The sequence below is a fragment of the Acinetobacter sp. CAU_H_S139_7 genome (assembly GCF_058599305.1).
Map to the genome: position 1 here is coordinate 260,992 of NZ_CM178651.1, position 13,201 is coordinate 274,192.

Annotated in this window: 11 protein-coding genes, 1 tRNA gene and 2 pseudogenes; 4 read left to right on the forward strand and 10 right to left on the reverse strand. The window is 42.8% G+C overall.

The genetic code is table 11. The features are described 5' to 3' along the window. Window positions 1-106: 106 nt before the first annotated feature. Window positions 107-2,458: a Tex family protein gene (locus AC4MC0_RS01205; protein WP_491887237.1), complete on the forward strand. Its 2,352-nt coding sequence runs from the start codon at window positions 107-109 to the stop codon at window positions 2,456-2,458. A 56-nt stretch (window positions 2,459-2,514) separates the two neighbouring features. Here the strand turns inward: AC4MC0_RS01205 and AC4MC0_RS01210 are convergent, their stop codons facing one another. From AC4MC0_RS01210 to AC4MC0_RS01225, 4 genes are all read right to left on the reverse strand, one after another. Beyond that, the gene (locus AC4MC0_RS01210) at window positions 2,515-2,832 is read right to left on the reverse strand and encodes a hypothetical protein (protein WP_058870435.1); all 318 of its coding nucleotides are present in this window, start codon (window positions 2,830-2,832) and stop codon (window positions 2,515-2,517) included. Window positions 2,833-2,926: 94 nt separating this feature from the next. After that, entirely contained in the window at window positions 2,927-3,250 is a 324-nt protein-coding gene (locus AC4MC0_RS01215; RefSeq protein WP_058870434.1) for a hypothetical protein, read from the reverse strand. Between the two features lie 131 nt (window positions 3,251-3,381). Next, window positions 3,382-4,257 carry an SDR family NAD(P)-dependent oxidoreductase gene (locus AC4MC0_RS01220; RefSeq protein ID WP_238893368.1) on the reverse strand — a complete coding sequence of 292 codons (876 nt, stop codon included), beginning with the start codon at window positions 4,255-4,257 and terminating at the stop codon, window positions 3,382-3,384. 320 nt (window positions 4,258-4,577) lie between these two features. Continuing rightward, a complete protein-coding gene (locus AC4MC0_RS01225; protein ID WP_491887238.1) occupies window positions 4,578-5,855 on the reverse strand; it encodes an O-acetylhomoserine aminocarboxypropyltransferase/cysteine synthase family protein in 1,278 nt (425 codons plus the stop codon). Between the two features lie 295 nt (window positions 5,856-6,150). Here AC4MC0_RS01225 and ettA point away from each other — a divergent pair, with 295 nt between their 5' ends. Beyond that, window positions 6,151-7,812, forward strand: coding sequence for an energy-dependent translational throttle protein EttA (gene ettA, locus AC4MC0_RS01230; protein ID WP_004978114.1), 1,662 nt, complete (start codon window positions 6,151-6,153; stop codon window positions 7,810-7,812). 60 nt (window positions 7,813-7,872) lie between these two features. On the opposite strand, the gene AC4MC0_RS01235 is transcribed toward ettA, so the two are convergent. The 5 genes from AC4MC0_RS01235 to AC4MC0_RS01255 form a co-directional block, all read right to left on the reverse strand. Next, window positions 7,873-8,676, reverse strand: coding sequence for a DUF4198 domain-containing protein (locus AC4MC0_RS01235; protein ID WP_262470436.1), 804 nt, complete (start codon window positions 8,674-8,676; stop codon window positions 7,873-7,875). 149 nt (window positions 8,677-8,825) lie between these two features. Next, window positions 8,826-9,167 (reverse strand): membrane protein, encoded by a 342-nt coding sequence (locus AC4MC0_RS01240; protein ID WP_010327661.1) that lies wholly within the window; start codon window positions 9,165-9,167, stop codon window positions 8,826-8,828. 152 nt (window positions 9,168-9,319) lie between these two features. Next, window positions 9,320-9,395: transfer RNA gene (locus AC4MC0_RS01245), tRNA-Glu, on the reverse strand. A gap of 92 nt (window positions 9,396-9,487) precedes the next feature. Then, on the reverse strand, window positions 9,488-10,996 hold the full coding sequence (gene gltX / locus AC4MC0_RS01250) for a glutamate--tRNA ligase (protein WP_335998738.1): 1,509 nt from the start codon (window positions 10,994-10,996) through the stop codon (window positions 9,488-9,490). Window positions 10,997-11,144: 148 nt separating this feature from the next. Continuing rightward, complete coding sequence (locus tag AC4MC0_RS01255) at window positions 11,145-11,429, reverse strand: hypothetical protein (RefSeq protein ID WP_176538368.1); 285 nt, start codon at window positions 11,427-11,429, stop codon at window positions 11,145-11,147. A 392-nt stretch (window positions 11,430-11,821) separates the two neighbouring features. Here AC4MC0_RS01255 and AC4MC0_RS01260 point away from each other — a divergent pair. Then, window positions 11,822-12,495 (forward strand): annotated as a pseudogene (locus tag AC4MC0_RS01260) (transposase); the annotation flags it as partial. Between the two features lie 101 nt (window positions 12,496-12,596). Next, a complete protein-coding gene (locus AC4MC0_RS01265) occupies window positions 12,597-12,839 on the forward strand; it encodes a hypothetical protein (protein ID WP_026056400.1) in 243 nt (80 codons plus the stop codon). Window positions 12,840-12,911: 72 nt separating this feature from the next. On the opposite strand, the pseudogene tnpA reads toward AC4MC0_RS01265, so the two are convergent. Then, window positions 12,912-13,175, reverse strand: a pseudogene (gene tnpA / locus AC4MC0_RS01270) (IS200/IS605 family transposase); the annotation flags it as partial. Window positions 13,176-13,201 lie beyond the last annotated feature (26 nt).

Here is a 13,201-nt window from a genome sequence, read left to right on the forward strand (position 1 = left end):
ATATGTCACATTTAAGCCATTAAATTAATAAAAACAGTTGTGGATTTTATAGTCTTGGTCTTTATAATCATGGCTTTTAGTACATATCCTTGTGGGATCACATACGATGACTGACTTAGTTCAGCAGTTGGCAAAAGAAATTGCCGTACGTCCAAATCAAATCGAGGCTGCCATCAAGTTGATTGATGAAGGTGCTAGCGTTCCATTTATTGCGCGTTACCGTAAAGAAGTCACGCAAGGCTTAGATGATGCGCAGTTACGTCAGCTCGATACACGTTTGGCTTATTTACGTGACTTATTTGAACGTCGCGACAAGGTAATCGAATCATTAAAAGAACAAGACAAATTGTCTGATGATTTATTGGCACGTGTAAATGCTGCTGAAACTAAAAATGCCTTAGAAGAAATTTACGCACCGTACCGTCCAAAACGGACCAGTAAATCATTTAAAGCCAAAGAAGCAGGCTTAGGCTCGATTGCAGAGAAAATCTTTGCAGAAGCGGTTGATCCAGCTGAAGCATTGGCAGGCTTTAGCCATGAAGATTACCCAGATCTAGAAAGTCAGTTGGATGCGATTCAACATATTCTAATTGATGACTGGGCGCAGAACATTGCACTGACCACTGAACTCAAGGCCATGTTTGCAAAAACAGCCACTTTAAAAAGTTTAGTGGCAAGTGATGAGAAAAAAGAAGTTGGCAAAAAATTCCGCGATTACTTCGACTTTTCTGAAAATTTAAATAAAGTCCCGTCACACCGCTTATTGGCTATGTTACGTGGTCGTCAAGAAAACGTTTTAGGTTTAAAAGTTGATGGCGAAGATGATGCACCATTGGCGCGTATTGAAACAGAATACAGCCTTGAAACTGCACAGCCGCAAGCACGTCAAGACTATTTAAAACAAACGGCTAAATTGTTCTGGTTAGGCAAGGTTCGTCCAAGTATCGAACATTCGTTGCTCACAGAAAAACGTCTTGCAGCTGAATCTGAAGCAATGGATGTTTTTGCTGAAAACTTACGTCATTTGCTGTTGTCTGCACCCGCGGGCGCACGTACAACGTTGGGTGTAGATCCTGGCATCCGTACAGGAGTGAAATTGGCTGTGGTGAATGCATCAGGTGATGTACTTGCACATAGCACGATTTATCCATTTGCACCCAAAGATGATAAAGCGGGTTCAATAGCAGAACTTGCCCGTTTATGCCGCGAGTTCAATGTTGACCTGATTGCCATTGGCAATGGTACAGCAAGCCGTGAAACAGAAAGTATTGTGGCTGAAATGATGGCTGCAAATAGCGATCTTAAATTGACGCGTGTTTCTGTATCAGAAGCCGGTGCATCGGTTTATTCAGCATCTGAATTGGCTTCTGCGGAGTTACCAGAGCTAGATGTGTCGATTCGTGGTGCAGTGTCGATTGCACGTCGTTTACAAGACCCATTGGCTGAACTGGTGAAAATCGATCCAAAATCGATAGGTGTAGGTCAGTACCAACATGATGTGAACCAAACTGGTTTAGCTAAAACCCTTGAAGCAGTCGTTGAAGACTGTGTGAACTCGGTAGGTGTGGATGTTAATACTGCATCATCTGCTATCTTGGGTTATATCGCAGGTTTGAATAAGTCGATTGCGCAGCAAATTGTCGATTTTCGTAAAGAAAATGGCCGTTTCGACAACCGCCAAGATTTGAAAAAAGTACCGCGGTTAGGCGAGCGTACTTTTGAACAAGCGGCAGGTTTCTTACGTATTCAAGATGGTTCAGAGCCACTGGATGCTTCTGCTGTTCACCCAGAGTCTTATGCGCTGGTCGGTAAAATTGTTGAAGCGAAAGCGACGACGGTGAAAGATATCATTGGTAACTCTGAAATCATTCGCCAAGTGAATGCTGAAGAATTTGCAGATGAGAAATTTGGTTTACCAACTATTCAAGATGTACTGTCTGAACTGGAAAAACCAGGTCGTGATCCGCGTCCAGAGTTCCGTACAGCAAAATTCCGTGAAGACATTACGGAAGTTGCGCAACTGACTGAAGGCATGCAGCTTGAAGGTGTCGTGACCAATGTGACGAACTTCGGTGCTTTTGTGGATGTGGGTGTACACCAAGATGGTTTAGTTCATATTTCAGAGTTGGCCAATGAATTCGTTGCAGATCCGCATAAAGTGGTGAAGCCGGGCCAAATTGTGCAAGTACGTGTACTCACTGTAGATGCGGAGCGTAATCGTGTGAATTTGTCGATGCGCCCTGAAGGTGCTGAAGCGCCTAAAGCTCCACGTCAACCACGTCGTGAAAATACAGAGCGTAGTGAACGTAAACCACAAGGTAAACGTCCACAACAAGCACGTCCGCAAGGCGAGCGTGCTCAAACAAACAAGAAGCCGCAAACGGCTAAACCTCAAGAAAATAAAATTGGTGGTTTAGGTGCATTGTTACTTCAAGCAGGCATTAAAGGTTCGAAATAATCTTTAAGATTTGAATAAAAAAACCTCCCAAGTGGGAGGTTTTTTTATGGTTACTTTTATCCGTTGATGATGGGCACGATCCAAGTGGTGATAATCAGCATAATGCCAAAGTGCCCAAGCTTTCGGCAAACTTTGACAAAGGTAGGAGCGGGTTGTTCCAGTCGAGTGGCATAATCTTTGAGGCTTATGGCTTGGGTACTGCGGCTATGCCACAGGAAAACAGCAAGATCGATACAGATTAGAATCGTCCCGACATTGGCCACGATATCCATCATCACATAATCTTGTAAATACAGGCTACTGCCTACTCGGTAGCAGAGATAAATCGCAAAAGCGATACACACATATTGCAGTACGAAAGTAAAAGCGCGCATAAATTCACAAAATAAAAAAAGACGGCTGTTTATAACACAAAAAGTAGAAGGGTCACGTCGTCTTTATCTTTTGTCCACAAAAAAGGTATGAGTCTTAACTGATTAGGCTTTGTCCAATCAGGCTGGAAAAAATGGAGACTAACCCTATTTTTGAAAAAATATTGCTATATATGCTTGGGGGTTGTGAAGTTGGCCCAGTTTCTGTTTCTAGTGAGCGTATTTCACTCGTTAGTGGGGTAGTCTGTTGTGGTGCGCGTTGGCTCTTAAAGCCAAATTCGAGCAAGATCATCAGCAAACCACCATGAATCAGCACTTGCCAGATTGAAATATGAGAGAGGGTAAGTTCTGTATATAGATTAAAAGTGGTAATTGCAGCAAAGATGAAGCAAAAAAGCTTGAATAAATAAAGTGCCTGCATTTCTTTTCCCCTTTTATTGTTGCTCTTATGGTGGACTTTTTTTCTTAAGCGAATATTAAGGACTATAAAAGAGTGGTGAAAAATTTAGTTACCCAACCTTTAATCAAAGGTTGGGTAACTTGTAAGAAAACTTACCAGTGTTCACCTGGGAACAAGCGTGCATATGCTTTTTGTACCCAGTTGAGTTTTTGCTGTTCGCCCACAGACGCGGTAGAACTTGGGAATAAGTTATAACCAATCGACATGAGCTTATTGTTGATGTCTGGTGCGATTGAATAAGTGATTGATGCCAAACGACCTAAGTTAGTTGCCACTTTCTTCGGGCGTTTCACAATCGCATAAGCAACCAGATCTGCTGCTTGTTCAGGCGAAAGAGTCGGAACGTATTTATAAATTTTTGTTGGCGCAATCATTGGCGTACGTACCAAAGGCATATACACCGAAGTAATCGCAATTTTATGTGAATGCACTTCAGCAGAAAGACAGCGACTGAATGCATCTAATGCGGCTTTAGACGCCACATAAGCCGAGAAACGAGTGGCATTTGCCAATACACCAATCGAGCTAATGTTAATAATATGCCCATCACGACGAATCATCATTTGTGGCAGGATGTTCATGACTAAACGTACAGCACCAAAGTAGTTGAGCTGCATGGTACGTTCAAAGTCGTGGAAGCGTTCGGCTGACTCATGTACAGCACGGCGGATCGAACGACCTGCGTTATTAATTAAAATATCAATATGATCGACTGAAGCTAAAATCTGCTTAGAGACTTCATCAATCGAGTCTAAATCATTTAAGTCGCATGGAAAAACAGAGGCTGAACCACCTTTGGCTTCGATTTCTGCTTTAACTTCTTCTAATGTTTCTTTGGTGCGCGAAACTAAAAGGACGTGTGCTCCTGCATCAGCCAGTTTGTGTGCAACGGTTAAACCAATACCACTTGAAGCGCCTGTAATTAAGACGGTTTTTCCATTTACACGTTCTTTAAAAAGTCTATCCATTCTTGAATTCACGTTATCATTCCTGATCTAAGTCAAATATTTGAGGGTTATGGCTATTTTTATATTCGATTATTAAGGCTACATTTTCTGAGAAATGTAGCGGCTTTCCTTCACGGTATAATACCTAAACTGCTTAAAAATATCACTGCATAAGTTATTGAAATAATAAATAAAATTAGAGTAAAAGCTCTATTTTATTGGTTCTAATTAATTGTTTTTAACATGAATTCAATCAAAGTGAAAGGGCTATAAATATAAAAGACAAGCGTATAAAAAACCTCAATCATGTGATTGAGGTTTTAAGTTTAGCGGTCTGTATTTTAGACTTGAGCCAAGGCTTGCTCTAAATCTGCAATCAAATCATTAATATGTTCAATGCCTACAGATAAACGTACCATATCAATACTCACTCCAGCAGACTTTAATTCCGCTTCATTCAGTTGGCGATGTGTGGTGGTGGCAGGGTGGCACGCCAAACTTTTGGCATCGCCAATATTGACCAGGCGAGTGAAGAGTTGCAGAGCATCAATAAAGCGAGTGCCACCTTCACGGCCATCTTGTACACCAAAGGATAAAATTGCCGAAGGTTTTCCTTTGACATATTTTTGCGCTAAGCCATGCTGTGGGTGATCTTTCAGGCCGGCATAGTTGACCCATTTCACTTTGGGATGGGCTTGTAAATATTCTGCGACTTTCTGCGCATTTTCAGTATGACGTTCCATACGCAGATTCAACGTTTCTAAGCCTTGCAGAATCAAGAACACGCTTAAAGGGCTAATCGCAGCGCCGGTATTACGTAATGGTACCACGCGGGCACGCGCGATATAGGCTGCTTCGCCTAGAGCTTCGACATAGTTCACGCCGTGATAGCTTGGGTCTGGCGTATTCAGCACTTTAAAGCGCTCAGGATACTTGCCCCAAGGAAATTTACCGCTATCGACAATCGCTCCACCAATCGAGTTACCATGCCCGCCAATATATTTGGTCAAGGAATGCACCACAATGTCTGCCCCATATTCAAAGGGTTTCAGCAGCGCAGGGGTTGCGACGGTATTATCGACCACCACAGGCACGCCATACTCATGTGCGATTTTGGCAATCGCTTCTAGGTCAATGATGTTGCCCAGTGGATTGCCGATCGATTCAACAAAGACCAACTTGGTTTTTGCATCAATTAAACCGCGTAGGGCCTCTGGATCTTGATAATCAAAGAAACGTACCTCAATGCCTTGCTTCGGTAGAGTGTGGGCAAACAGGTTATAAGTGCCACCGTACAAGGTCGACACGGAAGCAATATTGTCGCCTGCTTCGGTAATGGTTTGAATGGCATAGGTGATGGCCGCCATGCCAGAAGCCAAGGCCAATGCACCAATGCCTCCTTCGAGTGCGGCTAATCGTTGTTCTAGCACCGCAGTGGTCGGGTTCATAATTCGGGTATAAATATTGCCTTGGACTTTTAGGTCAAATAGATCCGCACCATGTTGCGTATTATCAAAGGCATAAGACGTGGTTTGATAAATCGGCACAGCCACTGCTTTGGTGGTGGCTTCGGGGCTATAACCAGCATGGATAGCCAAAGTTTCATCTTTATAGGTCATGGGACTTCATCTACGTGAGTTAAATATTGCACAGTCTACCATCAATGAATATGAGTGAAAGTGTGAAAATAATGAATATTTATCTAAAAAATTCATAAAGATGAGCTGCGAGCAGCCCCTTGTCTGCGGAAAAGTGAGATAAAGAGGGCGTTTAAAAAACAACCGTGCTGAAAGTTGTAACATTGCATTGAAGATCGGTTTCATGCCTTATTTTTTCAACGTATTCATCGTATAATGCCCGCAAATATTTTTTCGCTTCTTGCGATTTTTTGGTTTTTCTATTGAGGAGTCCTACGTGGCCCAATATATTTATACGATGAACCGAGTGTCTAAGATGGTTCCGCCTAAGCGCGAAATCCTAAAAGACATCTCTTTGTCATTTTTCCCAGGTGCAAAAATTGGTGTACTTGGTTTAAACGGTGCAGGTAAATCGACCTTGCTTCGTATTATGGCGGGCGTAGACAAAGATTTCTCTGGTGAAGCGCGTGCGCAACCGGGTATCAAAATTGGTTACCTAGAACAAGAGCCGCCACTTGATCCAAATAAGGATGTTCGTGGAAACGTAGAAGATGGTTTACGTGAACCATTGGATGCTTTGGCGCGTTTGGACGAAGTATTTGCTGAATATGCAGCAGAAGATGCAGACTTTGATGCGTTGGCAAAAGAGCAAGAAAAACTTGAAGCGATTATCCATTCATGGGATGCGCATAACCTTAGCAACCAAATGGATCAAGCTGCAGCTGCCTTGAACCTACCAGCTTGGGATGCAGATGTAAGCTTGCTTTCAGGTGGTGAGCGTCGTCGTGTTGCATTGTGTCGTTTGCTTTTATCTAAGCCAGACATGTTACTTCTAGACGAACCAACGAACCACTTGGATGCAGAATCTGTGTCTTGGTTAGAGCGTTTCTTGAAAGACTTTGCTGGCACGATTGTGGCGATTACGCACGACCGTTATTTCTTGGATAACGTAGCGGAATGGATTCTTGAGCTTGACCGCGGTATGGGTATTCCATATCAAGGTAACTATTCTTCTTGGTTAGAGCAGAAGAATGCGCGTCTAGAACAAGAGAACAAGCAAGAAGAATCTTTTGCTAAAGCATTGAAAAAAGAACTGGAATGGGTTCGTTCAAATGCCAAAGGTCAGCAAAAGAAAAACAAAGCGCGTATGGAGCGTTTTGAAGAGCTTAACTCACGCGAATTCCAACAGCGTAACGAAACTTCTGAAATCTATATTCCACCTGGCCCACGTCTAGGTAATAAAGTCGTAGAAGTCGAAGGCATCAGCAAATCATTTGATGGTCGCGTACTGTACGAAAACCTGAGCTTTACCGTACCGCCTACAGCAATTGTGGGTATCGTGGGTCCAAACGGTGCGGGTAAAACCACACTATTCCGTATGATGACTGGTGAACAACAGCCAGACACAGGTACGGTGACTTTGGGTGAGTCGGTTAAAGTGGCGTATGTGGGTCAGATTCGTGACACTTTAGATAACAACAAAACTGTTTGGGAAGAAGTTTCTGGTGGTTTGGATATCTTAAGAATTGGCGATTATGAAATTGCATCACGTGCTTATATCGGTCGCTTTAACTTTAAAGGTCAAGACCAGCAGAAGCGTGTAGGTGAGTTGTCAGGTGGTGAGCGTAACCGTTTACAACTGGCGAAAATCCTGCAGATGGGTGCAAACGTCATCTTACTGGATGAGCCATCGAACGACTTGGATATCGAAACCTTACGTGCACTTGAGGATGCAATTCTTGTATTCCCAGGTACGGTAATGGTGGTGTCGCACGACCGTTGGTTCCTTGACCGTATTGCAACGCACATCTTGTCGTTTGAGAACGAACAGCCTGAATTCTACGAAGGTAACTATGCTGAGTATGAAGCTTATCGTTTAGCGCGTTTAGGTGATGCTGCAGTTCAAAAACGTACCAAATACAAGAAAATTGGCGGTTAATTTCCCCGCATAAAAAAACCAGCCTTCGGGCTGGTTTTTTTTATGCTTATCAATTGCCGCTTAGGGCGTTTTAGGGGCATTCACTTGTAAGCTGATAATGGTGTAATACTGATTTTTAGGTTTTGCTTTGGCATCGACTTTTTCGCTCACTTCAATCAGGTATTGCCCAGCTTGTGCAAAAGTGAGTGTGGCATTGCCTTGTGCGTCGACAGGTGTGCTTTTCGCTTGTTGCTCAAGCTCACCTTGAGCACGAACCATGAGTTCTGCATGTGCAAGGGCTTTGCCTGCTTGCGTAATTTGCAGCTGTACAGGTTGTTGTTTCGTGATTTCATTTGGATGGGTTTTGAAGTTGACTTGAATTGGGGCTGGCGTTACAGCAACAGGTGTGGTGCTGTCTTTGCTCACATAGCTTTGAATGCTCCATTCGCGAACCGTCGAAACCTTGCTTGGCACTTTGCCTTTAAAGTCACTTGGTATGACATAGTCACGCTCGCTTAAAGCAGGGACTTTGTCTGCTGCGACATCAGCAAAGATTTTCCATTGACGATTATGTTGTACATATTCAATTGGATATGAGGTCTTGGCAAAAATGGTATAGGTGCCTTTTTCCGGTAGCTTAAGATCAAATGCAGTTGCAGATTCTAAGTGCTTTTGTGCTTGAATCGTAGTCTGTGTTTGGTTGGGTTGGAAAACGCTGAATGAAATATCTTTTAGGGCATATTCAGGATGAAAGGCTTGTTCCACATAGGCGCTCAATACAGGGACTTGGGTATTTTCAGTGTGATACGTCAGTGGAGCGACGTAGGGTTCATGTGCTTGAGCCACTGAACAGAACAAGAGTGTGCAGAGTAGAGCGTTTTTCATAGAGACTAGGCCTAAAAATATTTGGTAAGATAAGGCTTTTGATTATATCGAGAAAAACTAACAGGTGATAATAATTATTATTTATTATTTGGGTAGATAAAAAGGGAGTGCATAGACTCCCTTTTTGGATGCGGGTTCTAAGTTAAGGCTTAGATTTCCCACTCATGGTCGCATTCACGGCATTTCCATTTTTTCTGAGACTGCATAAAGCCTTGCATTGAAATCTTAAAATCAGGAAGGTCGCGGTAAAATAGGAAGCCTGCAATTACACACACGATGAAAACCACAACCGTTGCAATTTGTAGTGTTGAGCCAGCGCCATCCCCAAATAGCCACATTGCGATGCTAATGAGCACCAAAAGTAATAATACAAAAATGGCTGGAACTAAAAAAACCAGACTTTTAGGCACAACAGGGCGTGTTGCTGGAGCCCCTGCTTGAGCAACAGGCATAATTTTTGGGCTTTGACATTGAGGACAACGATATTGCATTACAACTCCAAAATTCGAATCTATGCCGTATTCTAATCGGATTGGAGCAGAAAGCCAAAAAAGCGTGGTAATGAAGTGCTGATAAATTTGAGGCAATAAAAAACCCAAGTCATAATGCTTGGGTTTTTTACCAGATGTTGCCATCTTAAATATGGCGTCCCTACGGGGATTCGAACCCCGGTTACCGCCGTGAAAGGGCGATGTCCTAGGCCTCTAGACGATAGGGACTTATTGAGGCATCACGTTGAGTGGTTAACACCGTCTCTCTGTGTGAGCGCTATATTAGGGATATAACGCCCATGCGTCAACTAAAAAATCAATTAAGCTTCATCAACTGCGTCATTTTTCGGCAATTTTAGGCTTTCATTGAGTTTTTCCCAAACTTTTGCTTCTTTTTTGCTAGGACCACCCACAATTTCAAGGGCATGACGTAAGCGCGCGAAGGTTAAGTCAGGACCAATGGTGACCATGGTTTGCATCACTGGGGTCGAAGCGGTTGAACCTGCAATGGCAATAAAGAACGCTGGCATAAAGTCACGGAGCTTAATTTCCATTTGGCTGGCTAAGTCCATCAAGGTTTGGCTTACGGTGTCATTGTTCCATGTGAACATGCTTTCCAAACGCCAAATCGCAAATTGCAGACTTTGACGAACTTGTTCTTCGCTCAGTTTCTTGCTTTCAAACTGTTCTTTGGTCAAGCTTGGGAACTGGTTAAAGTAATGTGCAGACCAGTTCACCGCTTCTGAAAGTAAGTTGATACGAGGTTGAATCGCTGCAGCGATGTCTTCGAGCATCTTACGATCTGCTTTCCATGCCAATAAAGTATCTAACAGTTCAGCAGGGCTTAAGCCTTTGATCCATTGACCATTGAGCCAATTCAGTTTTTCCACATCAAAAATTGGACCACCGAGGGATACACGTTGAATATCAAAGTGTTCAATCATCTCCGCCAATGTGAATTTTTCGCGTTCATCTGGCATCGACCAGCCCATGCGGCCTAAGTAGTTCAACAAGGCTTCAGGCAAGACACCAATATTTTTGTAGTAGTTAATAGAGGTTGGGTTCTTACGTTTCGACAGTTTTGATTTGTCTGGGTTACGTAGTAATGGCATATGACCTAGTACAGGCATTTCCCAACCAAAGTATTGATACAGCAACTGATGTTTAGGTGCAGAAGGCAACCATTCTTCGCCACGGAAAACGTGGGTGATTTGCATCAAATGGTCATCGACAACATTGGCAAGGTGATAGGTTGGTAAACCATCGGTTTTAAGCAAGACTTGCATGTCCACTTGTACCCAAGGAATTTCCACTTCCCCGCGCAGTAAGTCATTGATTGTACAAATGCCTTCTTCGGGCACTTTCATACGAATCACGTGTGGCTCACCTGCAGCAAGGCGACTTTGGACTTCTTCAGCAGATAACTTTAAACCACGGCCATCGTACTTTGGTGTTTCACCACGGGCCTGTTGTTCTGCACGCATTTGATCCAACTCTTCGCTCGTAGCAAAGCAGTAGAACGCATGACCTTTTTCAACCAAATCCAGTGCATATTGTTTATAAATATGCATGCGTTCAGACTGGCGATACGGTGCATATGGCCCGCCAATGTCCGGACCTTCAGACCAATTCAATCCTAACCAACGCAATGAATCTAAAATCATTTTTTCCGATTCAGGAGTCGAACGAAGTTGGTCGGTATCTTCGATACGCAGAATAAATTCACCACCATGTTGCTTGGCATAGCATAAGTTAAATAACGCAATATACGCTGTGCCCACATGCGGGAAGCCAGTTGGAGAGGGTGCAATACGAGTACGAACAGTCATAGCCAATTATGATTCAGAATGTAAATTGAGGTCTATTATAACGAAAAAGCCCGACCACTTAATGCTTAATTCAACATTCAGTGATCAGGCTTTAGTACGCAAATGTCATAACTTGAGAGTGGTTACGACACTGTGGCTTATTTTTAGTTTAGAGGAACAATGATTGCACAAAACGGCTAAAGCGCTGGTTTTGTGTAGCAAAGAAATTTTGTGTCGGTGCAACTTTGATTGAGGTCATGATTTTTAAATCATTATCCGTCATCGTGGTTCGGTCACTGCCTTTTTGTTGACTGATCGCTTTTTCAATCAACGATGTTTTCTCAGTGGGCATCGTCGCTTTGTCATTGCTTTGAATGGCTGCACTATGTCCCAGTTGGCTAAAACAAGCCAAGCCGATACTCAACGTAACGGTATGTAAAAATGTTGCTTTCATGTCCTTTTCCCCCCTCTCAACATGGTATTGGAACAGATTTTTATTAAAGTCATTGGTAATCTAGTTTCAATTTAACCGATTTCACAAATAAAAAAGTAGAACTGTGTCACATAATTTACAAAATTATAAACAAATTTGGGCTAAATTGACATTTAAACATCAAATATAAATCATTTGGCTTTTTGTACCAAATAACTGTGGAGATAGCATGGAGATTTTGAGCTTGATCTGTGGAGGGTGGATATGGGTTATCCTTAAAAGTGCACAAAATAGTCCTTTTAGAGATATCTTTTTATCAGTATAGCCGTAAAACCTCGCCTTCAGGGTATAGGTATCTATGATCCTAGCCAAAATAATGGACAGCACGTCCCTCTAAAGATAACGTAACTTTAATCTTTGGAGATTCAAGAAATGGCTATCTTGCGAAGCAATGCTTCTCAAGTCCTGAATTTAAACAGCAAGCGATTGATTATGCACTTTCAAACCCCCACGAACCTATAGCTGCAATCGCCCAGAAATTAGGTGTTGGTTATTCAACATTGGATAAATGGATTCGTGAAGCCAATCCAGTGGGTTCAAGCAAACGCCAACTTTCATCAGAACAACAGCGGATTTTAGAATTAGAGAAAGAAGTCAAACAGCTCAGGGACGCCAATGACATCTTAAAAAAAGCGCATGTGTACTTTCTGACAGATCATGCCAAGAAAAGTACACGGTAATTCAAGATCTGGATGTGAATGAAGTCACTGTATCTTCTGCCTGTAAATGCCTGGGTGTCAGCACTTCAGGCTATTATGCCTGGCGAAAATGCCAGGCCAATCTAGCGCAGAAATATAATGATTTAAAAGCCGTATATTGGCAGCATCATGCACGATTGGGTGCACCTTCATTGGTACATGACATGCATGATTTAGGTTACAGCATGAGCGAACGAACCGTTGGAAGAATGCTTAAAAAGCTTGGTTTACGTAGCAGGATTGCACGTAAATACAAGCATACGACTGATTCAAACCATCGTTTGCCTACAGCGCCTAACTTGTTGGATCGTCAATTTGGCGTTGGTCAATTGAAAGCTACTTCAAGCTTCTAAAACAAGCGGGTCATGATGTTGAATCGTGGCTCCAAACGACCCCTCAAGCAATTTTAAGAAAACTACTTGTTGCGAGTATGGCCTGCGTACTGACATGGCGAATACAACGCTGTAATGATGAACAAACTACTCGAGTAAGAGCCGTACTAACACGACTATCTGGGCGACAGCAAAAGCGAGGGAAAAGAGAAAGTGCACCATCAATACTTGCTGGACTTTCAATCTTATTAAACACCTTGAAGCTACTGGAAAGTTATTCGGTGGATGAGTTAAAGGAAATGGCTAAAATTGCGTTGGGGTATCCACACGAAGATGTGTAGATATCTATACCTTCAGGGCGGGGATGTAAGGCTGCAATCCGCTAGTCCCCTTGTGGGGATTAGCTAGGATTGCTAATGCGGAGTTTGCTGTTGCTGAATATATTGTTTGATAATCCCAATAGGTGTACCATCACATGATGCAGCGAAATAGCTAGGCGACCACAAAGCATTACCCCATAACTTGCTTCTAATTTCAGGGTGCTTGGTTCGTAAAATACGACTGGAAGCACCTTTTAAACTATTTACCAAGCTAGAAATAGCGACCTTTGGCGGATAATGCACAAGTAGATGGACATGATCATCTTCACCATCAAATTCTGCCAACTCGGCTTCAAAGGTAAGCGTGCGCTGAACCCCATAGC

What these genes read in the sequence shown, in the direction of transcription:
- AC4MC0_RS01205 (WP_491887237.1), top strand. Translation starts at nt 107, where the DNA reads ATGACTGACTTAGTTCAGCAGTTGGCAAAAGAAATTGCCGTACGTCCA.
- AC4MC0_RS01210 (WP_058870435.1), bottom strand. Translation starts at nt 2,832, where the DNA reads ATGCGCGCTTTTACTTTCGTACTGCAATATGTGTGTATCGCTTTTGCG.
- AC4MC0_RS01215 (WP_058870434.1), bottom strand. Translation starts at nt 3,250, where the DNA reads ATGCAGGCACTTTATTTATTCAAGCTTTTTTGCTTCATCTTTGCTGCA.
- AC4MC0_RS01220 (WP_238893368.1), bottom strand. Translation starts at nt 4,257, where the DNA reads ATGGATAGACTTTTTAAAGAACGTGTAAATGGAAAAACCGTCTTAATT.
- AC4MC0_RS01225 (WP_491887238.1), bottom strand. Translation starts at nt 5,855, where the DNA reads ATGACCTATAAAGATGAAACTTTGGCTATCCATGCTGGTTATAGCCCC.
- AC4MC0_RS01235 (WP_262470436.1), bottom strand. Translation starts at nt 8,676, where the DNA reads ATGAAAAACGCTCTACTCTGCACACTCTTGTTCTGTTCAGTGGCTCAA.
- AC4MC0_RS01240 (WP_010327661.1), bottom strand. Translation starts at nt 9,167, where the DNA reads ATGCAATATCGTTGTCCTCAATGTCAAAGCCCAAAAATTATGCCTGTT.
- gltX (WP_335998738.1), bottom strand. Translation starts at nt 10,996, where the DNA reads ATGACTGTTCGTACTCGTATTGCACCCTCTCCAACTGGCTTCCCGCAT.
- AC4MC0_RS01255 (WP_176538368.1), bottom strand. Translation starts at nt 11,429, where the DNA reads ATGAAAGCAACATTTTTACATACCGTTACGTTGAGTATCGGCTTGGCT.
- AC4MC0_RS01265 (WP_026056400.1), top strand. Translation starts at nt 12,597, where the DNA reads ATGGCCTGCGTACTGACATGGCGAATACAACGCTGTAATGATGAACAA.